Consider the following 21,991-nt stretch of genomic DNA (forward strand, 5'->3'; position numbering starts at 1 on the left):
TCCTTTTGTTCTGCGCTCGCATAGGATTCGCTGCAATGCATCAAGGTAAGGGGAGGGAGCCAGTGGCCGAGAGTGAAAAGCCGCTTCTGATCAAGCGATACGCCAGCCGGCGGCTCTACAACACCGAAACCTCCGACTACGTCACGCTGGAGGATATCGCAGGCTTCATCCGGGACGGGCGCGACGTGCAGATCGTCGACCTCAAGTCCGGCGATGACCTGACGCGCCAGTATCTTCTGCAGATCGTGGCCGAACACGAAAGCAAGGGCCAAAGCGTCCTGCCCGTGAACGTGCTGACCGATCTGGTGCGCAGCTATACCACGCAGGCCACCAGCGTGGTGCCGCAGTTCCTCGCGGCCAGCTTCGAGATGTTCCGCGACAGCCAGTCCAAGTGGTTCCAGAACGTCAACTCGATCAACCCGATGGCAAAGGGCTTCGAGGCGATGCAGGCCCAGCAGGAGGCCTTTCTAAAGGCCATGACCGGCAAGTCAGAGGGAGGGGAACGCGCCTCCGGCGGTGAAAGCAAGGATGATCTGGACGCGATAAAGCGCCAGCTGTCCGAACTGCAGGCGCAACTGTCCAAACTGGACAAATAATTTCCCGGAAATTCCGGACGCCCGGAACCGGCCCCCGCAAGAGGGCCGGTTTTTTCACGTCCTGTCAGGTGCCATAGGCCTTCAGCGGCGCTTTGACCTGTTCCGCCGCTGAAATCAGCGCGGCCGCCACGGCATCGCAATCCGTGAGTGTCAGGCGGGCGGGCAGGCGCGTGTCGCAGGCCCGCATCAGCATGGCGCGGGTGCGCGGCAGCTCTGGCATCTCCGGCAGGAACTGCCAGTTCCAATAGGCGCGGGCGTTGTCGCGGCTCTGGCCAAAGACCTGCACCTTGACCCCCAGCGCGGCGGCGGCCTCGGCAAAGGCCTGTACCTCATCATCCGTCATGCCGGTCAGGTTGAACTGCAGCGAATCCGGCGCGCGTTGCTCAGGCGACAGCTTGGCCGGCACGCTGATCCAGGGGCTGCGGTCGATCTGCGCCGCCACGTGTTCATGGTTGCGCCGCCCGTCCGCGACACGGCGGTCGATATGGGCGATCTGCGGACGGATCACCGCCGCCGACAGGTTCGACATGCGCAGATTGTAGAGCGGCAGCTTGTTCTGCCAGCGGGCAAAAGCCGCTTCCAGCTCGGCGCTGTCCGCCTCCGCCGACAGGTGCTTTTGCCAGGCGTGTTCATAGGCCCCCGACAGGATCACGGCGCGGGCCACCAGATCGGCATCGTCGGTGATCAGAATGCCGCCTTCGCCCGCATTCACCAGCTTGTAACTCTGGAAGCTGAAACAGCCGATCCGGCCCAATGTGCCGATCTTGCGCCCATGCCACGTGGTGCCCAGCGAATGCGCCGCATCCTCGATCACCGGCACATCCGCCTCGGTACAAAGCGCAAGGATTGCATCCATGTCAGAGGTATGGCCGCGCATATGGCTGACGATGACCGCCTGCACATCCGGCAGACGGGCGGCAAAGTCCTTGATGTCGATGCGGTAATCCTCACCCACCTCGCAGAGCACCGGCACCAGCCCGGCATGCACGATGGACGAGGGCACCGCCGCAAAGGTGAAACCGGGGATCATCACCCGCGCGCCGCGCGGCAGCGCCAGCGCCTCCAGCGACAGGAACAGGGCTGCGGAACAGCTTGACACCGCCAGCGCATATTTCGCGCCCATGAAGGCGGCGAATTCCCGTTCCAACAGCGCCACCGGCGCGTCCTGGGGGGCGGTGTAGCGGAACAGATCGCCGGACTGCAAAAGGCGGTCGATCTCGGCCCGGGCCTCGGCGGGGATCGGTTCGGCGTCGTGCATGTTCGGAAGCATGGTTTTCGAAATCCTGAACTGATGTTTTCAAAAAGGTAAAACAAATGCGCCGGGCGGAAAAGCCCCAAAGCGACCCGCGCGCCCCTTTGGCACGATCCCGCCGCAGATCCCTGGGCCAAAGCCTGTTCTTCGGAGCCGTCCATCGCTGATGCCGAAATAGAGGTGCGCGCGGGCCGCCTGCAGGGATGCGGCACGCACCGCGCGACAGCGCGGCTTGTCCTTGCAGGTGGCGCGTGCGTGCCTCAGGCATCAATCCGCGATGGAGGGCTGCGCAGAACAGGCGGCGCTTGTTCCTTGGTGAGTCCGGAAGTGTGAAAAAGCCCGGTCAGATCCCCAGCCGGTCGCGCATGGCAAACCAGCTCATCGCCAGAACCAGCAGGGGAGAGCGCAGCGCAGAACCGCCGGGAAAGGCCGGGCAGGGCAGGGCGGCATAGGCTTCGAACCCCGCCGAGGTGCCGCGCACCGCCTCGGCCATCAGCATCCCGGCCTGCACCGCGTTGCCGACCCCGTGGCCGGAATACCCCGAGGCGCTCAGGATATTCGGCGCGACCCGCGCCAAATGCGGCAGGCGTTTCATGGTGATTGCCAGCGTCCCGCCCCAGGCGTGCTCCAGCGCCACGTCCTTCAGCCCCGGAAAGATCTCCAGCAGGGGTTTGCGGACCACTGCGCGAATGTCCTGCGGAAAACGATAACCATAACTCTCGCCGCCCCCGAACAGCAGGCGCTTGTCCGGGGACAGGCGAAAGTAGTTCACGACAAACCGGTCATCCGCCACCGCCACGTCCTCGGTCAGTACCTCGGCGGCGCGGTCTCCCAGCGGCTCTGTCGCCACGACAAAGTTGTTGATCGGCATGACCCGCGCGGCCACTGTCCGGTTTAGCCCGCGCAAATAACCATTGCAGCCAAGGATCAGGTGATCGGCCTCCACCCGTCCGGCTTCGGTCTGCACCACCACGCGCTTGCCCGGTTCGATATGGTGCACAAGGCTGCGCTCATAGATCTGCGCCCCGGCCCCCGCCGCCGCCCGTGCCAGCCCAAGGGACAGCTTCAGCGGGTTCAGATGCGCCGCACCACGGTCGACAACCCCGCCGCGATAGGTGGGCGATGGACAAAGTTGCGCAAACCGCTGCGCCTCCATCACCTCCAGCGGGTAATCATAATGCCGCGCCATATGGTCGGCATAGCCGTGCAGATCACGCACCGATCCCGCCGAGGATCCGGCCCAGGCGATGCCCTCGCGCAGGTCGCAGTCGATCCCGTGCCGCGCGATCAGCCCGCGCACCAGCGCCTTGGCCTCTTCGCCCAGATCCCACATCCGCCGCGCGTCTTCGCGCCCCAGCATCTTTTCCAGCGTCAACTGGTCCTGTCGCTGCCCGGATCCCAACTGCCCACCGTTCCGGCCAGAGGCGCCAAAGCCCACGCGATGCGCCTCGACCAGCACCACCGACAGGCCGGCTTCCGCCAGATGCAACGCCGCCGACAACCCGGTATAGCCGCCGCCCACCACGCAGACATCCGCCTTGACCGTGCCCATCAGCACCGGAAACGGCGCCAGCGGCGGCGTAACTGCCGCATACCAGCTGTCCGGATATTCCCCGCGCCGGTCATTCGAAAACAGCAGATCCAAGGCCCACCTCATCGTTTCTTCGGGCTGCAAATACCCTCGGGGGATTGGGGGCAGCGCCCCCAAACGCACAAACCCTGCGCGCGCGTCAGCGCGCTCCGCCGGATCAGACGTTCAACAGCAGGTGTTCGCGCTCCCAGGGAGAGATCACCTGCAGGAATTCCTCGTATTCGGTGCGCTTCACGATGGAATAGACCCGCGCGAATTCCGGCCCCAGGACCCCGTGCAGCGCCTTCGCCTCGTCGAACAGGTCCAGCGCCTGCCCCAACACGCGGGGAATGTCCCCGTCGCCCTCATAGGCGTCGCCCTTGAACTGCTTCGACGGCCAGCGCTCTTCCATCATCCCCAGGTAACCGCAGGCCAGCGAGGCCGCGATGCCGAGGTAGGGGTTGCAATCCATCCCCGCCAGCCGGTTTTCCACCCGCCGCGCCTCCGGTCCCGACAGCGGGATGCGAATGCCGGTGGTGCGGTTGTCGCGCCCCCATTCAAGGTTGATCGGCGCCGCGTGATCCTTCACGTAGCGGCGATAGCTGTTCACATAGGGCGCCAGCACCGCGATGGCCGAGGGCAGATGCGTCTGCAACCCGCCGATGAAGTGGAAAAACGCATCCGTCTCGCCGCCCTGCGGGCCGGAAAACAGGTTCTGCCCGGTTTCCAGATCCAGAACCGAATGGTGGATATGCATCGCGCTTCCCGGCTCATCCGCGATCGGTTTTGCCATGAAGGTCGCGAAACAGTCATGCCGCAGCGCCGCCTCGCGGATCAGCCGTTTGAAGTAGAACACCTCATCGGCCAGCTTGACCGGATGGCCATGCCGCAGGTTGATCTCCAGCTGCCCGGCGCCGCCCTCCTGCGTGATGCCGTCGATCTCGAACCCCTGCGCCTCGGCGAAATCATAGATGTCGTCGATCACCGGACCGAATTCATCCACCGCCGTCATGGAATAGGCCTGCCGCGCGGCGGCGGGCCGTCCTGACCGGCCCATCATCGGCTGGATGTCCTTGGCAGGGTCGATGTTGCGCGCCACCAGAAAAAATTCCATCTCCGGCGCCACCACCGGCTTCCAGCCCTGCGCCTCGTACAGCGCCACAACCTGTTTCAGCACGTTGCGCGGGCTGCAGGGCACCGGCACCCCATGCCGGTCAAAGGCGTCGTGGATCACCTGCAGCGTCCAGTCCCCGGTCCAGGGGGCCGCCGTGGCGGTGGTCATGTCCGGGCGCAGCACCATGTCACGCTCGATGAACCCGTCGTCGCCCGCGGCCTCTCCCCAGTCGCCGGTGATGGTCTGGTAAAAGATCGAATCCGGCAGGTGGAAATAGCCCTGCCGCGCGAATTTCGACGCCGGCACCGCCTTGCCCCGCGCAATCCCCGGCAGGTCAGAGATGATGCATTCCACCTCGTCCAGCCGCCGCCCCTCCAGGAAGGCGCGCGCCGATTCGGGCAGGGTGTCGGTCCAGTCAGTCTGGGCGCTCTGGTCCACGGGGATGTCCTTTGTGTTTCAGGCGGCGCGCTCCGGCAACCGCTTGTGTTTCAGGAAATAAATCAGGTCGTCGATCATCTCGGGGCTGTCCAGCGGCCGGTCCAGATCGGCCTTGGCCGCCTGCAACAGCGGGTCGGGCACCACGCCGGGGCCGCGCTTGTCGATCAGCCCACCGGTGAAATCGGGGGCAAATTCCGGGTGCGGCTGCACCGTATAGGCGTGGCCGGGATACAGCAGCGCCGCATGGGCGCAGAAATCGCTGTGGGCGACGGTCTCGGCCCCCGTGGGCGGCTCCAGCACCTGATCCTGATGCCAGGCGATCACCGTCTTCGGCCCGCGCCCGTCAAAGTCATAGACCTGCGGCCCGATGGACCATCCGCCGTCGAATTTCGCCACCCGGCCTCCCAGCGCCTGCGCAATGACCTGATGGCCAAAACAGATCCCCACCAGGGGCCGCTCTGAGGCATGGATCTGCCGCACCAGCTCTTCCAGCGGCGGCAGCCAGTCATGATCCTCATAGACCCCGTGACGTGAGCCGGTGATCAGCCAGCCGTCAGCGGCCTCGGGGCCAGAGGGAAACTCTCCGTTCACCACGGCAAAGGTCTGAAACTCGAACCCCGCGGCCGCCAGCCTGTCGATGAACATATCCGGGTACTGGCCATAGGTTTCGGCCAGTTCAGGCACCACGATGCCGGTCTGCAAAATGCCGATTTTCATCACACACCCATTGTCTGAACAAAAGCTAGGCGCTGGCCCAACCCCCTGCAAGATCACACCGTATCCAGATACAGTTCCATTTGCTCATGCTTGTCCAGATCGTCCATGTCGCGCAATTCCTGCCGCTTGGTCAGGACAAAGTTGCGGATCAATTCCTGCGGAAAGATGCGCGCCATCACGGGGCTGTCGGCAAAGGCGTCGATCGCGCTGCCCCAATCGCCGGGCATCTGCGGCAGGTCCTGATCATAGGCGTTGCCGGTGATCTGCGCGGGCGGTTCCAGACCATCTTCCAGACCCATCAGCGCCGCGCCAAGGATCGCCGCCAGCGCAAGGTAGGGGTTCACATCCCCGCCCGCGACCCGGTGTTCGATCCGCCGCGCGGCAGGCGCGCCCGAAGGCACCCGCACCGCCGCCGTGCGGTTGTCATAGGCCCAGCAGATCGCAGAGGGCGCGTGCGCATCCGGCACCAGCCGTTCAAAGCTGTTCAGATGCGGCGCATAGATCAGCGTGCTGTCCGACAGCGCCGCAAGGCATCCGGCAATGGCATGGCGCAGGGCGTCCGTCCCTTCCGGGCCGCCATTGTCAAAGATGTTGGTGCCGTCCTTGTCCAGAACGGAGAAATGCGCATGCATCCCGTTGCCGGAATAATCCTCATAGGGCTTGGCCATGAAACTGGCGGCAAAGCCGTGTTTCCGTGCCAGTCCCTTGACCAGCATCTTGAACAGCCATGCATCGTCCGCCGCCTTCAGCGGATCGGGCTGGTGCATCAGGTTGACCTCGAACTGGCCGATCCCCGCCTCCGAAATCAGCGTATCGGCGGGGATGTCCATCACCTCGCAGGCTTCGTAGAGGTCGGTAAAGAAGGTGTCGAAGGCGTCCAGCGCCCGGATCGACAGCACCTCTGCCGCATCGCGCCGCTTGCCCGACCGGGGGCTGATCGGCACCTGCAGCTGGCGGCGGCTGTCGTCGATCAGGTAGAATTCCAACTCCACCGCCACCACGGGCGTCAGCCCCTTTTCGGCAAAGCGTTTCTGCACAAAGGCCAGCGCATGGCGCGGGTCGCCCTCGTAGGGGCGGCCATCCTCGTGGAACATCCAGATCGGGATCAGCGCGCTGGGGGCTTCCAGCCAGGGCATCGGGACAAAGCCGCGCTCTGTCGGGAACAGGATCGCGTCGCGGTCGCCTGAATCGAATACCAGCGGGCTGTCGGCGATATCCTCTCCCCAGATATCGACGTTCAGCGCCGAAAAGGGGAAACGGGTGCCGTCCTTGAGCATCTTGATGGCGCTGGGGATGGGCATCCGCTTGCCACGGGCGACGCCATTCACGTCACAGGCGGCGGCTCGGATGGTGCGGATTTGCGGGCGGTCGTGCAGCCAGTCGGCGCTGGGGGCGGTCATTTGAGACTCGTGTGTTTGAAATTTGATCAAATTCATATGCCAGCCGGGTCGATCCGGCAAGGGGGCGCGTAGGGACAGGGCCGTCGCGGTGGAAAAGGGTGCGCATTTTCTGCGCAGCTACAGTGCGATGCGCCGTCCGGTCATTCCGCCATGAATGCCTCGGCCCGTGTCCGCACGTCCTGCGGCACTTCCACCGCGCGCCGCGTCTCCAGCGACAGCAGCACCCCCTTGAAGGTGGTCTCAAAGGACAGCGTCTCATCCGGGCATCGGTACAGCCGGTGCCGAAAGGTCATCGTCTTGGTTCCGATCTCCACCACCTCGGACTCCATCCGCAGCACGTCGCCCGCGCGCAGTTCCGCGCGGAAATCGCTGTCCGCATGGACCACCGCAAAGGACAACTGCCGCCCGCTGCGGACGTCCTCGGAGGTCAGGCCCAGTTCCGCCTGCAAGGCCATGACCGCATCCGAGCAGGCCGCGAAGTAGCGCGAGACATTCATGTGCCCCAGAAAGTCGCAATGCGACGGGTCCACGATGGCGCGATAGGTGGTCATGGCAGGCATTTCAGGCTCCTTCCGAGGTGGTCAACACATGCGGCGGCGGCCTTGTCGGGCGGTCGCAAAACGCCGAGGTTTCCTAACAGCGGGTTAAATCGCCCTTGTAACCCATTGATCCTGCATTCCCCCTAAGCTGTCCACGCGTGGACACCCCTCAGCGCAGCAGCTTCATCCGCAACCTGATCCGCCCCCGAACATCCTGCGGCAGGTGCCGGTTCAGCCGCCGGTTCATCAGCCCGAATCCTGTGATGACCACCAGCGTCACAAGGATGAAATACCCCGCCAGGATCGGGTAGGGCACGAAAGGGTTGAATGTCTTGTCGGCGAAATAATTCGCGTAATAGAGGGCGTCACCTTTCTGCTGCCGGGCCGGAAAGCCTGACAGAAATACCAGCGTGGTGGCATGGAACAGAAAGATCGCCTCGTTGGTATAGGCCGGCCACGCCAGCCGGAGCATCGTCGGCCAGGTGATCTTGCGGAACTTCTTCCAGCCCGAAAACCCGTAGGCATCCGCCGCCTCCATGTCCCCCTTCGGGATCGACTGCAGCGCGCCGTAGAAAATCTCGCCCGAATAGGCGGCGGTGTTCAGAAACAGCACGATCGCCGCGCCCAGCCAGGCCGAGCTGAAGGCATCGAAGGCGGGGGAGAGTTGCTTGAGGCTCAGAAAGGCGAAATAGGCAAAGAAGAACTGGATAAAGAGCGGGCTGCCCCGAAAGACAAAGATGAACCACTCCGACGGCTTGCGCGTCAGCGGGTTGGCCGAGGCCTTGCCCATCGCCACGGCGGTCGCCAGAAAAAAGCCGGTCAACAGGGCGATCAGCCCGAAGTAGACGTTCCAGATCATCCCCGAGCCGATCAGGGTGAATTGCTGGCACAGCGTGAAATCCTCGCGCGGCAGCAGCCGCTCACCGATCCCGATGGAGCGCAGCGCGTAGAGGCCGATGGTCTCCCAGCAACTCATGCCGCCTTCCTCTGCGCTTCGCCGCCGGTGGTGGCCTGCCCGTGGGTCAGCCGTTTCATGATCCGGTCAAGGACCAGTTCGGACACGCGTGTGAAGGCAAGGTAGAACACCAGCAGCGCAAGGAAGTACCACATGCGCCAGTCGCCATGCGGGTAGTCGGTAAAGCGCGCGGTCTTGGACCCGCCCAATTCGCGCGCCCAATAGACGATATCCTCGACCCCCAGCAGGAACAGCAGCGGCGTCGCCTTGATCAGGACCATCCACAGGTTCGACAGGCCGGGCAGGGCATAGACCCACATCTGCGGCACGAGGATGCGCCAGAAACACTGGCGCTGTGTCATGCCATAGGCCTCTGCCGTCTCCATCTGAGCACGTGGCACGGCGCGCATTGCCCCGAAAAGCACGTTGGCGGCAAAGGCTCCAAAGACGATGGCAAAGGTCAGCACGGCCAGAAAAAAGCCGTAGGTTTCGTGCACCCACTGTGCCGCGTTGCCCAAGGGCAGCTTGGCCTCGGCGCAGACCACGAAATCATTGCCCTGTCGGATCGGCTGATCCCAGTCGGGGCATTTCACCTCATGCCGGATCCATTCAAAGAACTGGTCCAGCGCGATCACGAAGAACAGGAAAAAGGCGATGTCCGGCACACCGCGCACGATGGCGATATAGGTCCGGCCCAGCAGGCTGACCGGCAGAAAGGTCGAGCGCGCGGCAGAGGCCCCGGCAAAGCCAAAAGCCAGCGCCACGGGGGCCGTGATCGCCAGCAGCAAAAGGACGGTGCCCACCGACCAGTAGATCGCCATATGCTTGCCCGTGGTCAGGTAGCAGGCCATCCAGCTGAGATCGGAGAGCGTATCAGGGTCTGTGCAGAAACCGAACATCGCGGACAGGGGGAGGGCGGGGATCTACCCCGCCCCACCGATTTATCAGAAGGTCTCGCCGACCTCCCATTTCTCGATCAAGGCGTTCAGCGTGCCATCATCCTTCATGGACTGGATCGCCGCGTCGAATTTTGCACGCAGCTCGCCATCGCTTTCGCGCAGGCCCATGCCGATGCCGCCGCCGATCAGGATGTCATCGCCGACAAACTCCAGTTCGGCATCCTCTTCGGCGATTGGCGAAAGGAAGGCCTTGTCCGCCAGAACCGCGTCGACCTCACCATTGCGCACGGCGGCGATGGTTTCGTCGGGGGTCGCGAATTCCAGCAGGGTTGCGCCCATTTCGGCGATGTAGGAGGCCTGAATGGTGCCCGCCTGCGCAGCAAAAACGCCGCCTTCCATGTCCAGTTCGGTGCCGTTCATGGCGAGGAAGGCCGAGGGATCCGGCTGCGTGTAGTTCTGGGTAAAGTCGATGACCTCGTCGCGTTCGTCGGTGATCGACATGCCTGCGATGATGGTGTCGTAGTTGCCCGACACGAGGTTCGGGATGATGGAATCCCACTCGTTCGTGACCCATTCGCAGGTCAGTTCGGCGCGTTTGCACAGCTCGTCGCCCAGATCCCGTTCGAAGCCGGCAACCTGGCCGTTGTCGTCAAGATAGTTGTACGGAGGATAGGCGCCTTCGGTGCCCATGCGCACGACCGAATGGCTTCCTGCAAGCGCCGGACCGGCCAGCATCGCCAGTGCCACGGTGGCAAGCATCATCTTTTTCATTTGTGACTCCCTGATCGGTTTTTCTTTGCGCTTTCGCGCCTGCCGGGAAAAGTCTGCGAAAATCAGTCCAGAGGCAAGGGCCAGCGAGGTGTTGACGCTACGGCGGGGCGTGGAAAGCGGCAACAAATGGCGATGGACACAACTCAGGGTAAGGTTTTGCACCATTTCGGCCCGGCGGGCGCGCGCCTACGGTGCACAGAGGACCAAGTTTTTTCGGGCTTTTATGATTTCTCTGGGGTGTATTGTGACGGGATTTCCGGAAATGATTGTTGATCACGGCACGGAGATTGCCGGGCTGGCAGGGGCCGCGACTTACATCTGCAACTATCTCATGCTTGCAATGGATCGCCTGACAAGCCGCAGTCCCCTGTATTACCTGCTTCAGTTGACCGGGGCGTCGCTGGTCATGGTCAGTCTGATGACCCAGTTCAACATGGCCGCAGCGATTGTTCAGGGGTTCTTTGTGCTGGTGTCTCTGATCGGGATTACGCGCCACCTGCGCCCGCACCGCCCGGCCAAAACGCCTTCAGGCGTGGACGGTGGACCGGAGAAAGCCCTGTAGCCGTTCGGACTTCGGCGCGCCGAACAGGGTTTCTGGTGGGCCCTGTTCCTCGATCAGCCCCTGATGCAGAAAGATGACGTGATCGCTCACGTCAGAGGCCATTTTCATGTCATGGGTGACGATTAGCATGGTCCGGCCTTCCTCGGCCAGCGCCTTGATCACCTTGACGACTTCCTGTTCCAGTTCAGGGTCCAGCGCGCTGGTCGGTTCGTCGAACAACAGCGCCTCCGGTTCCATGCAGAGGGCGCGGGCGATGGCGGCGCGCTGCTGCTGGCCGCCTGACAGCTGTGCCGGGTAGACGTCGCACTTGTCCCCGATGCCGACCTTGTCCAGATAGCCGCGCGCGGCCTGTTCGACCTGCGCCCGGTCGCGGCCCAGCACGGTCACGGGCGCCTCCATGACGTTTTGCAGGATCGTCATGTGCGCCCACAGATTGAACTGCTGAAACACCATCGACAGGTTCGTGCGGATGCGCAGCACCTGCTTGGGGTCGGCGGGGCGCCTGTTGTGGCCCTGGCCCTTCCATTTGAGCGGTTCGCCCTTGAACAGGATCTCGCCCTGCTGGCTGTCTTCGAGCAGGTTGCAGCAGCGCAGCAGCGTCGATTTACCCGAGCCGGAAGAGCCGATCAGGGAAATCACGCTGCCTTTTTGCGCGGTGACATCCACGCCCTTGAGCACCTCCAGAGACCCATAGGCCTTGTGCAGGTTGCGGATCTCGATGACGGGCGCTTCGGACAAGGTGAGGCTCATTCAGACTTTCGGACTGGCGGGTATCAACGCGGAAACGGCCCCGCTTGGCAAGGGGGCGGGCGCAAAAACAGCCCCGATGACCCGTGGTCAGGCCGGGGTCGGCGCGGGGATGGGCAGACTGCGGTAATCTCTCAGATCCACGACCGCCAACCCGACAGGGCCGCCCATCTGGCGGCGGTCTTCGGTGTCCAGTGCATCCAGCGCGGCGGCAAAGGCGGTGCGCAGCGGGGCCGGGTCTGTCCCCTGCGCAGCGATCAGGGCCAGAGCCGGCGTCGGATCGGTCCGGCCAAACTCATGCAGCGCTGTGGCCACCCCGGGATGCGCCAGGTGCATGATCCGCCATGTCACCGCGTCGATATAGGCGACATCTGCGCGGCCTTCGGCCACGGCCGCGGCGGACCCTCGGTGCGACCCGGTTTCGATGTATCCGGCAAAGGCTTGCCCACGTGTGCTGCCGAACCCGGACTGGCTGTCGCGGGAATTGAAGGCCAGCCTCAGCGCCTCTGGCGGACGCGTCTCTCCCGGCCGGGTCACGATGACGGAGTGATACCAGCCCGGCGGCGTGTCGGGCAGGTCAAAGTCGATGGAGGCGACATAGCTCACCCGGTTGATGAAAGCGGTGGCAAAGGGCAGGCCGCAGACATGGGACAGCTTCAGATCCGGTGAACCCCAATGCGCGTACCAATCGGCAGGCAGGGCCTCGGGCGGGGTGACAGGCGGCAGGTGCGGCAGGCGGGCACGCAGATCGGCCCAGAAACGCGTCCAGGCCGAAGCATTCTCCGGCCACCAGTACATGGGAAGGCTTGCAGTCATGTGTCTTTGGAAACCCTTTGCCGCGCCAGCGCGCTGTCACGGTCATTCACACCCAACAGGTTGGACACCAACCGCAGCAGGGCGTCCTCTTCGGCTTCGCGCACGCCGTCGGCCAGAACCACCTGCCACAGCGCCTCGATCACGCCAATACGGTCTTCGTAAGGAACGGCATCCTTGATCGCGCGGGTAAAGCGGACGGTATCGGGGGCCTCTGCTTCCAGCGCCTCGCCGTCGCTGCGCAATTTGACCGCCTCGAAAGGCGATAGGCCGTAGCGTGCCGTCAGGATCCGGTCGATCCGGGCGCGCTCGACATCGTCGAACGTGCCGTCAGACCGCGCGACCCGCACCAAGAGGGCGGTCAGCGCCAGCCGGGCGTCGGCGTCGGGCAGGGGGGCGGGCTCTGTCGCCGTCAGGCGCTTGAGGAAATCTGCAAACATGAGGGCGATATAGGCCTTCGGATGGGCGGGGAAAACCCTCAGGGGATCACTGCGGCGGCGCGGGCGGCTTCGTTGTCATGCGCCTCGACGCCCAGCCATTCCTCGATCAGCGCGACCATCGCCGCCTCGCGCGCATCGGTGATGCCATCGGCCCAGACCACCTGCCACATGGCCTGCACCGTTTCGATCCGGTGGGCATAGTCCACGTTGTCGCGGATCAGCGCCGCCATCTTGGCGTTGTCGGTGATGGTATTGGCCAGCTTTTCGCAGGTGGCGCGCATCTTGGCGGCCTCGACCGGGTTCAGGTCGAAGGCCTTGACCAGAATGCGGTCGATCTGGCTGATTTCCTCGAACAGATAGGTGTTATCCGCCCGGGCCACGCGCACCAGAAGCGTGCCAAGCGCCAGCTTGGCATCCGGCTCCGGCAGCGGCTCGGGCTGCTTTGGCCCGTGATGGAAAAAGGCTTTCAGACGCTCGAACATGGCCTGCCCCCGATTTGTTTTGCCCTGCGTAGCACAGGCAATTTCGGCCCGCTATGCCCGCCCGGGCGTCAGCGATGCAAAACGGTCGGACAGCGTGGCAACTGCGTCACCCATGCCCCAGGGCGGGTTCACGGTGAACAGGCCGGAGCCGATCATGCGGTGGCCCTTGCGGGCGGGGGGAAAGCGGACCTCGTGCCGCAGGCCGTCGGGGAATGTATCCTGCAGCGCCTTCAGCATCGGCGCATGCGGCGCGTCGGTCAGCAGCGGGTACCAGAGCATCAGCACGCCGACGTTCCATTTGCGGGCGATCTGGGCAAAGAAGCGGGTCACATCGGTGTAGTCCGTCTTCACCTCCCAGCTGGGATCGACCAGCAGCAGGCCCCGGCGCGGGTCCGGCGGGCAGAGGCTTTGGGCGAGGTCAAAGCCGTCCTGCCGGTAGATAGTCACGTTGGGCGCGCGCAGGGCGGCGCGCAGGGCGGCGTTCTCCTGCGGATGCAATTCGGCCAGATGGATCTGATCCTCGGGGCGCAGCAGGCTTTGGGCGATCAGGGGGGAGCCGGGATAGGCGTGCGGGCCGTGGGCCTCTTGCACGGCGGTCAGCGCGCGGGCGTAGGGGTGATCCGCGCCGAACCAGTCGCGGGCCCGGGCGATGCCCTGCGCGGCCTCGCCGGTCTTGGCCGCCTCCGCGCCGGACAGATCATAGAGCCCGCGCCCGGCGTGGGTTTCGATATAGCTCAGCGGTTTGGGCTTTTGGGTCAGGTAGTCCAGCACCCAGGCCAGTGCGGCGTGTTTGTGGACGTCAGCCAGATTTCCGGCGTGATAGGCGTGTTGATAGGACAGCATGTCAGGGGGGTAAGGCTGTTCGAGCGGGCAGGCAAGAGGAGCCGCGTTCGGGAGGGCTTTGGGCAGGAGAATAAGGGTAGGGTGCGAGAGGGTGTCCACGCGTGGACAGCTTAGGGGGAATGTAGATTCAAGGGGTTACAGGGGCGATTTTACGGCTTGTTAGGAAACGGGGGTGTTTTCGGTCGGATATTGAATGGGGAATTGACGTAGGGTGCGCATTCAAGCGCGCCGTATGTTTGAAGGGCAACGTTGGTGGTGCGCAATGAATGCGCACCCTACCTTGGACGATTTGTGCCACGGGTGCGGCCCCTGACGTGGAGAAAGACCACATGCTGCCAGTTCATCTGCAACAGAACACTTGTGACGTTGGGCAAGGCCATATGCGACGAGGGCGCTTGTCCTGGCGCAGTCGGTGGGACGTTGGGCGTGGATGGGGCGCGCGAGCACGCAGCCTACTTCTTGCCGAACTCTTCGAATTTTGCGGATGTAGAAAGAACGCAAATATGTGTGGTAATCGAGTTCTGGAATGGCCTTGGTGTAGCGATACTTTGTGAAGAATATTTTTGGGAGGATTGTCATCTATGGATACCCGGCTGGCGCAAGCCGCTTTCGGAGAGCTGCGAGACCTGAAAGGCTACATCAAACGTTACGATGAGATTGACGTTTCGAACTATCGTGAACGTTGGCATGCTGCAAAGAAAATCGCAGGTAGTTTGTATTTGTTCACCGTAACTCAAGGTAAGCAGGTTTCTTATCTGAAGTTAATTGGAATTTCGGAATCTGTTAGATTGCCGAATCTTCTGAGTGTGCCAGAAAAGTTTAAGGAGATCCCATTAATCTCCGTGCAAGTGCCATCAGGGACAGAGCCACACGCTGCCAACCGTGCAAATATGGTTGGCTCTCTTAAAGCCTGCGTAAGTCTTTCCGATTGGCTTAAGCGAAATGTCTATATTTATGGCGACGAGGTTTTGAAGTGTAGGAAGCTTTTGGTGACTATTCGTAATAAGGAAGGCATCGGTCATTTTGATGCGCAGATTACCGACATAGGATACAAGGCATTTTTTGATGAAGGGCACCCCCGTCTCAAGTGGTGTCAAACGATGGGCGGTGGAATCGCGTTGGTATTAGGAGAAGTGAAGTTCCATTTCGTCGACAAGATTCCACGTTCTGGCGCTATTGCGCCGCACGTTTTGCCCCCTTATCGACCGATCCAAGGCGCCGTAGACGCAACGATTAGGTCATTGGCCGAAGAGTTCATAAAAGGCTGCGAACAGATGATTATTTCGACTATATCACATTCTCTTTGACCGAAGCGGATATTAGAATGAGCTTTTTTGCGGCACTGCTCAGCGCAGTTGTCCCGAATATTCTTGCCGATACTCTGTGAAAGAACGTGTGTTCTTCCTCACACCAACCTCGACACATCCTTCGCCGCCCGCACAAAATCCCTGAAAAGCGGATGCGGGTCAAAGGGTTTTGACTTCAGTTCGGGGTGGAATTGCACGCCGATGAACCACGGGTGGTCGGGCCATTCCACGATCTCGGGCAGTTTGCCGTCGGGCGACATGCCAGAGAAGACCAGCCCGCTGGTTTCCAGCTGTTTGCGGTAGGCGATGTCCACCTCGTAGCGGTGGCGGTGGCGTTCGTCGATGGCCAGCGTGCCATAGACCTTGGCGACCTTGGATCCCTCTTTCAGCACCGCGTCATAGGCCCCAAGGCGCATGGTGCCGCCCTTGGCGTCATCGGGACGGCGGTTGACCTTTTCGTTGCCCTGTACCCATTCCTTGAGGTGGTAAACCACCGGTTCGAAACGCTTTTCCCCGGCCTCGTGGTCAAATTCCTCGGACCCGGCCTTTTTCACGCCGGCGACGTTGCGCGCCGCCTCGATCACCGCCATCTGCATGCCCAGACAGATGCCGAGGTAGGGCACCTTGTGTTCGCGGGCGAATTGCGCGGCCTTGATCTTGCCCTCTGTGCCGCGCTCACCAAAGCCGCCGGGCACCAGGATGGCGTCGAATTTCTCAAGGTAGGGGGTGGGGTCTTCGCCCTCGAAGGTTTCGGCGTCCACCCATTCCACGTTGACCTTGACCCGGTTGGCCATGCCGCCGTGGGTCAGCGCCTCTGCGATGCTCTTGTAGGCGTCTTCAAGCTGGACGTATTTCCCGACGATGGCGACGGTCACGTCCCCCTCGGGGTTGTGGATGCGGTCGGAGACGTCTTCCCACTTGGTCAGGTCGGGCTTGGGCGCGGGGCTGATCTGAAAGGCGTCGAGCACGGCCTGATCCATGCCTTCGCGGTGGTAGGCCAGCGGGGCGTCGTAGATCGACGACAGGTCCTGCGCGGCAATCACCGCATCGGGGCGCACGTTGCAGAAGAGGGCGAGTTTTTCGCGCTCTTTCTGCGGGATCGGCCCTTCGGAGCGGCAGACGAGGATGTCGGGGGCAAGGCCGATGGAGCGCAATTCCTTGACGGAGTGCTGGGTCGGCTTGGTCTTCAACTCGCCCGAGGCCTTGATGTAGGGCAGCAGGGTCAGGTGCATGAAGATGCACTGGCCGCGCGGCTTGTCCTGTGAAAACTGGCGGATCGCCTCGAAAAAGGGCAGGCCCTCGATATCGCCGACGGTGCCGCCGATCTCACAGAGCATGAAGTCGACCTCATCCTCTCCGATCGAGATGAAGTCCTTGATTTCATTGGTAACGTGCGGGATCACCTGGATTGTCTTGCCGAGGTAGTCGCCGCGGCGCTCTTTTTCCAGCACGTTGGTGTAGATGCGGCCCGAGGAGATGGAATCGGTCTGCCGCGCGGCAACGCCGGTGAAGCGTTCGTAGTGGCCGAGATCCAGATCCGTCTCTGCGCCGTCGTCGGTGACAAAGACCTCACCATGCTCGAACGGGGACATGGTGCCGGGGTCGACGTTCAGGTAGGGATCCAGCTTGCGCAGGCGGACGGAAAAGCCGCGCGCCTGCAAGAGAGCGCCCAAAGCGGCGGACGCAAGGCCCTTGCCCAGCGAAGAAACCACACCACCGGTGATGAAGATAAAGCGTGCCATGTGGTGTAACCCCGTGAATTTGCCTGTTTTTTCGTTTCAAGTTCCGGTCGCTGGGACGCGGTATCACGGGAGTTCGCTAATAGAGGATTCGGGACGGTTTGTCCATACGAGCTCTAGATGATGCGGGGGGTTCCCGTGGGTCATGCAACCCCTAGTGGGGGCGGTTTGGCGGGTTTTCCGGACTGATGTCCCGCCCAAGTCTGTGCCAGTCTGAGGAGGCCCCCAAAGGTGCGGGGGATATTTTCAAGGAGAGATTATCATGTTTGGTCAAAGCCCGATTTTCATGTCGCATCAGGACGGGGCTGCCGCGCAGGAGGTGGTCCGGGAGGCCGGGCTGCGCTCTGACGGGGAGCTGGTGCAGGCGGTGTCCGAAGGCGCCGACGGTTTCGAGTTTCGCAGCGGCGGCGCGGCAGGGGACGGCGGATTTTCCGATGTCTCGGGGCTGGGCGCCGAGGTGACGGTGGCCGAGGCCCGTGGCGGGGCGCATACGCCGGAATGGAGCAACCCCAGCGAGGGCGATCCCGGCCGCACGGCGGTCAGTTCGGACCCGGAGTGGCGCTATGTGGCGGTGCGTCGGTTCGGCGACGACGAGGATCAGGACATGGGATTCCATTGGGGCGAAGACGGCCTTTTCTGAGAGGTGTCCGGTTCCACGAAATGAGAAGGCGGCCACGAGGGCCGCCTTTTGGCTTGCCTGCAGGCGGCCGGGATCAGTCGGCTTTGGGCACCAGCGGCGCGTCGGCATCTGCGCCGTCCGCCGAGGGCGGCGGCAGCAGGTCGGCGGGGTTCAGGTCGCCAAGGCCCGGTGCGGGTGTGGGCGATTCTGCCGGGGCCGAGGTGCCGAGCCGGTCGAGGATCGAGCTGCCCGATGCGTTGCGCGCAGCGATCACCGTCAGCGAGATCGACGTGATGATGAAGGCAATGGCCAGGATCCAGGTCAGCTTGCCCAGTGCGGTAAGGGGGGCGCGCTGGCTCATGGCGCCGCCGCCACCGCCGATCCCGAGACCGCCGCCTTCGCTGCGCTGCAGGAGCACGACGCCGATCAGGCCGAGCGCCAGAAAGAGATGGACAATGAGGATGACGTTTTCCATGGGGCCTGCGCCTTTGGTCTGGTTTCGGGGTCATGTATGTCATGCGCCCGCGTGGTGCAAGCAGGGAAAGCCGGGGGTGGTGGGTGGAGGCCGTTCTTGCCTTGATCGGCGACGGCGGGCATTGTTCGCCCATGCCCCATGATCATCCCGATGACGCCCCGCCCCACAGCCTGTTGCCGCCGGAACCTGCCCTGCGGGTCAAGGCGCTGGAAACCCTGTTGACGCGCAAGGGGCTGATCGACCCGGCGGCACTGGATGAGATCATCGAGACCTATGCCCATAAGGTCGGGCCGAAGAATGGCGCGGCGGTTGTGGCGCGGGCCTGGACCGATGCGGGGTTTCGGGCGCGGCTGTTGGAGGATGCGACCTCGGCGGTGGCGGAGATGGGATTCACCGGGCGGCAGGGGGAGCATATCGTTGCGGTGGAGAACACGCCGGAGCAGCACAACATGGTCGTCTGCACCCTGTGCTCTTGTTACCCTTGGCCGCTGTTGGGAATTCCGCCGGGCTGGTACAAATCCGACGCCTATCGCGCGCGGGCGGTGCGGGAACCGCGCCGGGTGCTGGCCGATTTCGGCGTGACCCTGCCAGAGGGGCAGCGGGTGCGCGTCTGGGATTCGACCGCCGAGGTGCGGTATCTGGTGGTGCCGATGCGCCCGCAGGCGAGTGATGGATTGAGCGAGGCGGAATTGGCCGCGCTGGTCAGCCGGGATGCGATGATCGGCACCGCCCTTGTGGAGCCGCCGCAATGAGCCGGGTGCATGACATGGGCGGGCGGTTGGGCGACGGGCCGGTGAGACCGGATGCCGAAGGCGCCCCGGTTTTTGCACAGGACTGGCACGCGCGGGCGCTGGCGCTGACATTGGCGGCGGGGGCCTTGGGGCAATGGACGCTGGACCGGTCACGTTTTGCCCGCGAGAGCCTGTTGCCCGCCGATTACATGGCGTTTTCCTACTATGAAAAATGGCTGGCGGGGCTGGCGGAGTTGTTGGTGGCGCAGGGCGTGGTGTCACGCGATGAACTGGCCGGGGCGGAGCCTGTGCCATCGCCGCTGGCAGAGCGGCGGTTGCAGGCCGCACGCGTTGCGCCGGGGCTGGCCCAGGGTGCGCCGGTCACACGACAAGGGCCGCAGCCGCGATTTGCCATCGGGGACCGGGTGCGCACGCGGCGGCCCGCGCGCAACCTGCAGGTGGCGGGTGGGCATACGCGCTTGCCGGGCTATGCCGCCGGTCTGACCGGGCGGGTGGAATTGGTACACGGCTGTCACGTCTTTCCCGACACCAATGCGCATGGCTTGGGCGAGGAGCCGCAGCCGCTATACACGGTCGTCTTTGATGCGGCGGAGGTCTGGGGGCAGGCGGAGAAGCCGGGCGATACCGTGACCTGCGACCTGTGGGAAAGCTATCTGGAGCCTGTCTCATGAGCACGCCGCAGCCGGTGTTCGAGGCGCCGTGGCACGCCGAGGCCTTTGCCCTTGCCGTGGCGCTGGAGGCGCAGGGGGCGTTTTCATGGCCCGAGTGGACGACCTGTTTCGGCGCGGTTCTGGCGGAACAGGGGCAGGCGCGGGAGCTTGACGGCGGGGATGATTATTTCCGCGCCTGGGTCGCGGCGCTGGAACGGATCTGCGCCGAGAAGGGGCTGGCCGGGGGTGCGGATCTGGCGGTTCTGAAAGGGGCCTGGGAAGCGGCCTATTTGTCCACGCCGCACGGTGCGCCGGTACGCCTGGGCGATACGGGGCATTAGGGCGGCGGCGGGGGCATCTTGGCCCGCAATTCCAGCCGCCGTTCCCGTTCAAAGACGTAGAGGCCGGAGGCGACGATGATCGCAATCCCGACCCATGTCAGCGGTGTCGGGAAATCGCCGAATGCCAGATAACCGATCACCGTGGCGCCCACGATTTCAAGGTATTGCAACGGCGCAACCGTGCCCGCCGGGGCCAGCCGCAGGGCAAAGGTCAGGAACAGGTGCGAGATGGTCGCCACCACGCCGACGCCGAGCAATGTCCAGACCGCGCGCCCCTCTGGCCAGACCGGATCGAAGAGCGCGTTGCCGGTGCCCTGATACCAGAACAGCGGCGGCAGAATCAGTAGGGTGGCGGCCAGTGCCGTGTGCCCCTGCAGGACCAGCGGGTGCAAGCGGCGGGCCATCGCCCGCGTCATCAGCATGTAGACGGAAAACAGCGCCGCCGTGCCAAGCGGCAGAAAGGCGACCGGCCCGAGGTCCGCAAAGCTGGGCCGGATCACCAGCATCGCGCCGCCAAAGCCCACCGCGCAGGCGGTCAGGCGACGCCAGCCCACGGGCTCACCAAGGAACAGTGCGCCCATCAGGATCAGCACGAAGGGCTCCACGAAGAAGATCGAGATCGCATCGGCGATGGGCATGTAGCGCAACGCGGTAAAGAAGCAGCCCGTGGCCGCCAGCAGGGCAAAGGCGCGTCCGACATGCAGGGCGATGTCGCGCAGGCTGGCCCGCTGGCTGTAGCCCATGAGCAGGGCCAGCGGCAGCAGGATCGCCACCTGAATGCCAAAGCGGAAGGCGAGGATCTGCGGCACTGGCACCACCTCTGGCGTGGCCTTGGCAAAGGCGTCCATCACCGGCGCAAAGGCGCAGAAGGCCAGCATGAAGAGAATGCCGAGGGTGGTGCGTTCTGGCGGCTGGGTCATGGGGCCTCTGCGTTGGTCTGGGCGCACCAAAGCGGCGGCGCGGCGGGGCGTCTTGTCCGAAAGCGACCTTTCGGCCTCAGCGAAGGTCCGGCCGGTTTCAGGGCAGCAGCGACAGCCACATCCAGACGGTCAGCACCGACAGCGCGGTCGAGATCAGCACACCGGAGGCGGCGACGCGGCGGGCGCGGCCGTACATGTTGGCAAAGAGATAGGTGTTGATGCCGGGCGCCATGGCGGCGGTCAGGACGGCGGAGCGGAAGGCCTCGGTGCTGAGGCCGGTGGCCTTGCCCAGCGTCCATGTGATGAAGGGGTGCAGGAACAGCGAGACCGCGCAGATATAGGCGATCACCCGGCCATCGCCCTGCGGGCGGTAGCGGAACAGCACGCCGCCCATGCCAAACAGGGCGGCGGGCAGGGCGGTGCGAATGATCAGGTCCAGCGCGTCGGTCGCGGCGGTGGGCAGGGTCAGGCCGGTCACGTTGGCGGTCAGGCCCAGCACGATGCCGATCACCAGCGCATTGCGGAACATGGCGCGCGCGACCTTGGCCGGCAGGGCGCGGTTGGAGATGCCCGCCGACCGGGCACGGGCGATTTCCATCGCGGTGATGCCGAGGCCATAGCAGAAGGGCGAATGCATCGCGACGATCAGGTAGTTCGCCTCTAGCGCCGAGGTGCCGTAGGCGCGTTCGGTGACGGCAAGGCCGATCAGGACGGAATTGGCGAAGAGGCAGCAAAAGCCGATGGCAACCGAATCCTCCCAGTCGCGTTTGAAGAGGTATCGTGCGCCCAAGAGCCCGGCGGTAAAGCCGCTGGCCGAGCCGGTGTAGAAGCTGACGAGGATCCAGGGGTCAAACCCGGCGCCGATATCCAGCGTCCAGAGCGCGCGGAACAGCAGGCAGGGGATGGCGATGTTCTGGGTGAAACTCATCAGCCCGTCGACGGTGCTGTCGGTGATGACCCGGCGCCAGACCGCCAGATAGCCCGCGCCGATCACCAGAAAGACCGGCAGGATGACGTCGATCAGCGCCTGCATCGATGGGCTTTCCGTTT

Annotated in this window: 25 protein-coding genes; 7 read left to right on the forward strand and 18 right to left on the reverse strand. The window is 63.8% G+C overall.

The window, feature by feature from the left end; all coding sequences use genetic code 11:
• The first annotated feature begins 62 nt into the window (after positions 1–62).
• The gene (gene phaR, locus ACTXGA_RS06220; RefSeq protein WP_443392269.1) at positions 63–596 is read left to right on the forward strand and encodes a polyhydroxyalkanoate synthesis repressor PhaR; all 534 of its coding nucleotides are present in this window, start codon (positions 63–65) and stop codon (positions 594–596) included.
• A gap of 64 nt (positions 597–660) precedes the next feature.
• Here phaR and ACTXGA_RS06225 read toward each other — a convergent pair whose 3' ends face one another.
• From ACTXGA_RS06225 to ACTXGA_RS06265, 9 genes are all read right to left on the reverse strand, one after another.
• Positions 661–1,866: a DegT/DnrJ/EryC1/StrS family aminotransferase gene (locus ACTXGA_RS06225; RefSeq protein WP_443392270.1), complete on the reverse strand. Its 1,206-nt coding sequence runs from the start codon at positions 1,864–1,866 to the stop codon at positions 661–663.
• Between the two features lie 325 nt (positions 1,867–2,191).
• On the reverse strand, positions 2,192–3,493 hold the full coding sequence (locus ACTXGA_RS06230; RefSeq protein ID WP_443392414.1) for an NAD(P)/FAD-dependent oxidoreductase: 1,302 nt from the start codon (positions 3,491–3,493) through the stop codon (positions 2,192–2,194).
• A gap of 103 nt (positions 3,494–3,596) precedes the next feature.
• Positions 3,597–4,970, reverse strand: a complete 1,374-nt coding sequence (locus tag ACTXGA_RS06235; RefSeq protein ID WP_443392271.1) for a glutamine synthetase family protein — start codon at positions 4,968–4,970, stop codon at positions 3,597–3,599.
• Between the two features lie 18 nt (positions 4,971–4,988).
• Positions 4,989–5,687, reverse strand: a complete 699-nt coding sequence (locus ACTXGA_RS06240) for a type 1 glutamine amidotransferase (protein WP_443392272.1) — start codon at positions 5,685–5,687, stop codon at positions 4,989–4,991.
• Positions 5,688–5,740: 53 nt separating this feature from the next.
• Entirely contained in the window at positions 5,741–7,087 is a 1,347-nt protein-coding gene (locus ACTXGA_RS06245) for a glutamine synthetase family protein (protein ID WP_443392273.1), read from the reverse strand.
• Between the two features lie 140 nt (positions 7,088–7,227).
• Positions 7,228–7,647 carry an acyl-CoA thioesterase gene (locus ACTXGA_RS06250; protein ID WP_443392274.1) on the reverse strand — a complete coding sequence of 140 codons (420 nt, stop codon included), beginning with the start codon at positions 7,645–7,647 and terminating at the stop codon, positions 7,228–7,230.
• A gap of 148 nt (positions 7,648–7,795) precedes the next feature.
• On the reverse strand, positions 7,796–8,602 hold the full coding sequence (locus ACTXGA_RS06255; RefSeq protein ID WP_443392275.1) for an ABC transporter permease: 807 nt from the start codon (positions 8,600–8,602) through the stop codon (positions 7,796–7,798).
• Positions 8,599–9,480 carry an ABC transporter permease gene (locus ACTXGA_RS06260; RefSeq protein WP_443392276.1) on the reverse strand — a complete coding sequence of 294 codons (882 nt, stop codon included), beginning with the start codon at positions 9,478–9,480 and terminating at the stop codon, positions 8,599–8,601. Before ACTXGA_RS06260 ends, ACTXGA_RS06255 begins: the two co-directional genes overlap by 4 nt.
• A gap of 45 nt (positions 9,481–9,525) precedes the next feature.
• Positions 9,526–10,251, reverse strand: coding sequence for a transporter substrate-binding domain-containing protein (locus ACTXGA_RS06265; protein WP_443392277.1), 726 nt, complete (start codon positions 10,249–10,251; stop codon positions 9,526–9,528).
• Between ACTXGA_RS06265 and ACTXGA_RS06270 the strand changes: the two genes are divergently transcribed.
• Positions 10,229–10,813, forward strand: coding sequence for a CBU_0592 family membrane protein (locus tag ACTXGA_RS06270; protein WP_443392278.1), 585 nt, complete (start codon positions 10,229–10,231; stop codon positions 10,811–10,813). The genes ACTXGA_RS06265 and ACTXGA_RS06270 overlap by 23 nt on opposite strands.
• Here ACTXGA_RS06270 and ACTXGA_RS06275 read toward each other — a convergent pair.
• The 5 genes from ACTXGA_RS06275 to rlmJ form a co-directional block, all read right to left on the reverse strand.
• Positions 10,778–11,563: an ABC transporter ATP-binding protein gene (locus ACTXGA_RS06275; protein WP_443392279.1), complete on the reverse strand. Its 786-nt coding sequence runs from the start codon at positions 11,561–11,563 to the stop codon at positions 10,778–10,780. The two genes, ACTXGA_RS06270 and ACTXGA_RS06275, sit on opposite strands and share 36 nt — an antisense overlap.
• Positions 11,564–11,650: 87 nt before the next feature.
• Positions 11,651–12,376, reverse strand: coding sequence for a PhnD/SsuA/transferrin family substrate-binding protein (locus ACTXGA_RS06280; protein WP_443392280.1), 726 nt, complete (start codon positions 12,374–12,376; stop codon positions 11,651–11,653).
• On the reverse strand, positions 12,373–12,813 hold the full coding sequence (locus tag ACTXGA_RS06285) for a tellurite resistance TerB family protein (RefSeq protein ID WP_443392281.1): 441 nt from the start codon (positions 12,811–12,813) through the stop codon (positions 12,373–12,375). The genes ACTXGA_RS06280 and ACTXGA_RS06285 overlap by 4 nt, the downstream gene beginning before the upstream one ends.
• 38 nt (positions 12,814–12,851) lie before the next feature.
• Positions 12,852–13,295 (reverse strand): tellurite resistance TerB family protein, encoded by a 444-nt coding sequence (locus ACTXGA_RS06290; RefSeq protein ID WP_443392282.1) that lies wholly within the window; start codon positions 13,293–13,295, stop codon positions 12,852–12,854.
• Positions 13,296–13,346: 51 nt separating this feature from the next.
• A complete protein-coding gene (rlmJ, locus tag ACTXGA_RS06295; RefSeq protein WP_443392283.1) occupies positions 13,347–14,138 on the reverse strand; it encodes a 23S rRNA (adenine(2030)-N(6))-methyltransferase RlmJ in 792 nt (263 codons plus the stop codon).
• Between the two features lie 581 nt (positions 14,139–14,719).
• On the opposite strand from rlmJ, the gene ACTXGA_RS06300 reads away from it, so the two are divergent.
• A complete protein-coding gene (locus tag ACTXGA_RS06300) occupies positions 14,720–15,445 on the forward strand; it encodes a hypothetical protein (RefSeq protein ID WP_443392284.1) in 726 nt (241 codons plus the stop codon).
• A 98-nt stretch (positions 15,446–15,543) separates the two neighbouring features.
• Here ACTXGA_RS06300 and pyrG read toward each other — a convergent pair whose 3' ends face one another.
• Positions 15,544–17,187 carry a CTP synthase gene (pyrG, locus tag ACTXGA_RS06305; RefSeq protein ID WP_443392285.1) on the reverse strand — a complete coding sequence of 548 codons (1,644 nt, stop codon included), beginning with the start codon at positions 17,185–17,187 and terminating at the stop codon, positions 15,544–15,546.
• Between the two features lie 259 nt (positions 17,188–17,446).
• Here pyrG and ACTXGA_RS06310 point away from each other — a divergent pair, with 259 nt between their 5' ends.
• A complete protein-coding gene (locus tag ACTXGA_RS06310) occupies positions 17,447–17,824 on the forward strand; it encodes a hypothetical protein (protein WP_443392286.1) in 378 nt (125 codons plus the stop codon).
• Between the two features lie 73 nt (positions 17,825–17,897).
• On the opposite strand, the gene secG is transcribed toward ACTXGA_RS06310, so the two are convergent.
• Entirely contained in the window at positions 17,898–18,278 is a 381-nt protein-coding gene (secG, locus tag ACTXGA_RS06315) for a preprotein translocase subunit SecG (protein ID WP_443392287.1), read from the reverse strand.
• A 131-nt stretch (positions 18,279–18,409) separates the two neighbouring features.
• Here secG and nthA point away from each other — a divergent pair, with 131 nt between their 5' ends.
• From nthA to ACTXGA_RS06330, 3 genes are read left to right on the forward strand one after another with little or no spacing between them, the layout of a single operon-like run.
• On the forward strand, positions 18,410–19,030 hold the full coding sequence (nthA, locus tag ACTXGA_RS06320) for a nitrile hydratase subunit alpha (RefSeq protein WP_443392415.1): 621 nt from the start codon (positions 18,410–18,412) through the stop codon (positions 19,028–19,030).
• Positions 19,027–19,701, forward strand: coding sequence for a nitrile hydratase subunit beta (gene nthB, locus ACTXGA_RS06325; protein ID WP_443392288.1), 675 nt, complete (start codon positions 19,027–19,029; stop codon positions 19,699–19,701). Before nthA ends, nthB begins: the two co-directional genes overlap by 4 nt.
• Positions 19,698–20,021 (forward strand): nitrile hydratase accessory protein, encoded by a 324-nt coding sequence (locus ACTXGA_RS06330; protein WP_443392289.1) that lies wholly within the window; start codon positions 19,698–19,700, stop codon positions 20,019–20,021. Before nthB ends, ACTXGA_RS06330 begins: the two co-directional genes overlap by 4 nt.
• Here the strand turns inward: ACTXGA_RS06330 and ACTXGA_RS06335 are convergent.
• Together ACTXGA_RS06335 and ACTXGA_RS06340 are read right to left on the reverse strand one after the other, a co-directional pair.
• Positions 20,018–20,941, reverse strand: a complete 924-nt coding sequence (locus tag ACTXGA_RS06335; protein ID WP_443392290.1) for a DMT family transporter — start codon at positions 20,939–20,941, stop codon at positions 20,018–20,020. The genes ACTXGA_RS06330 and ACTXGA_RS06335 overlap by 4 nt on opposite strands.
• Positions 20,942–21,038: 97 nt before the next feature.
• A complete protein-coding gene (locus tag ACTXGA_RS06340; RefSeq protein WP_443392291.1) occupies positions 21,039–21,974 on the reverse strand; it encodes an AEC family transporter in 936 nt (311 codons plus the stop codon).
• Between the last annotated feature and the right edge of the window lie 17 nt (positions 21,975–21,991).

Source organism: Antarctobacter jejuensis, assembly GCF_052266595.1.
Classification (GTDB): domain Bacteria; phylum Pseudomonadota; class Alphaproteobacteria; order Rhodobacterales; family Rhodobacteraceae; genus Antarctobacter; species Antarctobacter jejuensis.

What these genes read in the sequence shown, in the direction of transcription:
- ACTXGA_RS06340 (WP_443392291.1), bottom strand. Translation starts at nt 21,974, where the DNA reads ATGCAGGCGCTGATCGACGTCATCCTGCCGGTCTTTCTGGTGATCGGC.
- ACTXGA_RS06300 (WP_443392284.1), top strand. Translation starts at nt 14,720, where the DNA reads ATGGATACCCGGCTGGCGCAAGCCGCTTTCGGAGAGCTGCGAGACCTG.
- ACTXGA_RS06310 (WP_443392286.1), top strand. Translation starts at nt 17,447, where the DNA reads ATGTTTGGTCAAAGCCCGATTTTCATGTCGCATCAGGACGGGGCTGCC.
- ACTXGA_RS06225 (WP_443392270.1), bottom strand. Translation starts at nt 1,866, where the DNA reads ATGCTTCCGAACATGCACGACGCCGAACCGATCCCCGCCGAGGCCCGG.
- nthA (WP_443392415.1), top strand. Translation starts at nt 18,410, where the DNA reads ATGCCCCATGATCATCCCGATGACGCCCCGCCCCACAGCCTGTTGCCG.
- ACTXGA_RS06330 (WP_443392289.1), top strand. Translation starts at nt 19,698, where the DNA reads ATGAGCACGCCGCAGCCGGTGTTCGAGGCGCCGTGGCACGCCGAGGCC.
- ACTXGA_RS06260 (WP_443392276.1), bottom strand. Translation starts at nt 9,480, where the DNA reads ATGTTCGGTTTCTGCACAGACCCTGATACGCTCTCCGATCTCAGCTGG.
- ACTXGA_RS06285 (WP_443392281.1), bottom strand. Translation starts at nt 12,813, where the DNA reads ATGTTTGCAGATTTCCTCAAGCGCCTGACGGCGACAGAGCCCGCCCCC.
- ACTXGA_RS06240 (WP_443392272.1), bottom strand. Translation starts at nt 5,687, where the DNA reads ATGAAAATCGGCATTTTGCAGACCGGCATCGTGGTGCCTGAACTGGCC.
- ACTXGA_RS06250 (WP_443392274.1), bottom strand. Translation starts at nt 7,647, where the DNA reads ATGCCTGCCATGACCACCTATCGCGCCATCGTGGACCCGTCGCATTGC.
- ACTXGA_RS06255 (WP_443392275.1), bottom strand. Translation starts at nt 8,602, where the DNA reads ATGAGTTGCTGGGAGACCATCGGCCTCTACGCGCTGCGCTCCATCGGG.
- ACTXGA_RS06265 (WP_443392277.1), bottom strand. Translation starts at nt 10,251, where the DNA reads ATGAAAAAGATGATGCTTGCCACCGTGGCACTGGCGATGCTGGCCGGT.
- rlmJ (WP_443392283.1), bottom strand. Translation starts at nt 14,138, where the DNA reads ATGCTGTCCTATCAACACGCCTATCACGCCGGAAATCTGGCTGACGTC.
- pyrG (WP_443392285.1), bottom strand. Translation starts at nt 17,187, where the DNA reads ATGGCACGCTTTATCTTCATCACCGGTGGTGTGGTTTCTTCGCTGGGC.
- ACTXGA_RS06245 (WP_443392273.1), bottom strand. Translation starts at nt 7,087, where the DNA reads ATGACCGCCCCCAGCGCCGACTGGCTGCACGACCGCCCGCAAATCCGC.
- ACTXGA_RS06275 (WP_443392279.1), bottom strand. Translation starts at nt 11,563, where the DNA reads ATGAGCCTCACCTTGTCCGAAGCGCCCGTCATCGAGATCCGCAACCTG.
- ACTXGA_RS06290 (WP_443392282.1), bottom strand. Translation starts at nt 13,295, where the DNA reads ATGTTCGAGCGTCTGAAAGCCTTTTTCCATCACGGGCCAAAGCAGCCC.
- secG (WP_443392287.1), bottom strand. Translation starts at nt 18,278, where the DNA reads ATGGAAAACGTCATCCTCATTGTCCATCTCTTTCTGGCGCTCGGCCTG.
- nthB (WP_443392288.1), top strand. Translation starts at nt 19,027, where the DNA reads ATGAGCCGGGTGCATGACATGGGCGGGCGGTTGGGCGACGGGCCGGTG.
- ACTXGA_RS06280 (WP_443392280.1), bottom strand. Translation starts at nt 12,376, where the DNA reads ATGACTGCAAGCCTTCCCATGTACTGGTGGCCGGAGAATGCTTCGGCC.
- ACTXGA_RS06335 (WP_443392290.1), bottom strand. Translation starts at nt 20,941, where the DNA reads ATGACCCAGCCGCCAGAACGCACCACCCTCGGCATTCTCTTCATGCTG.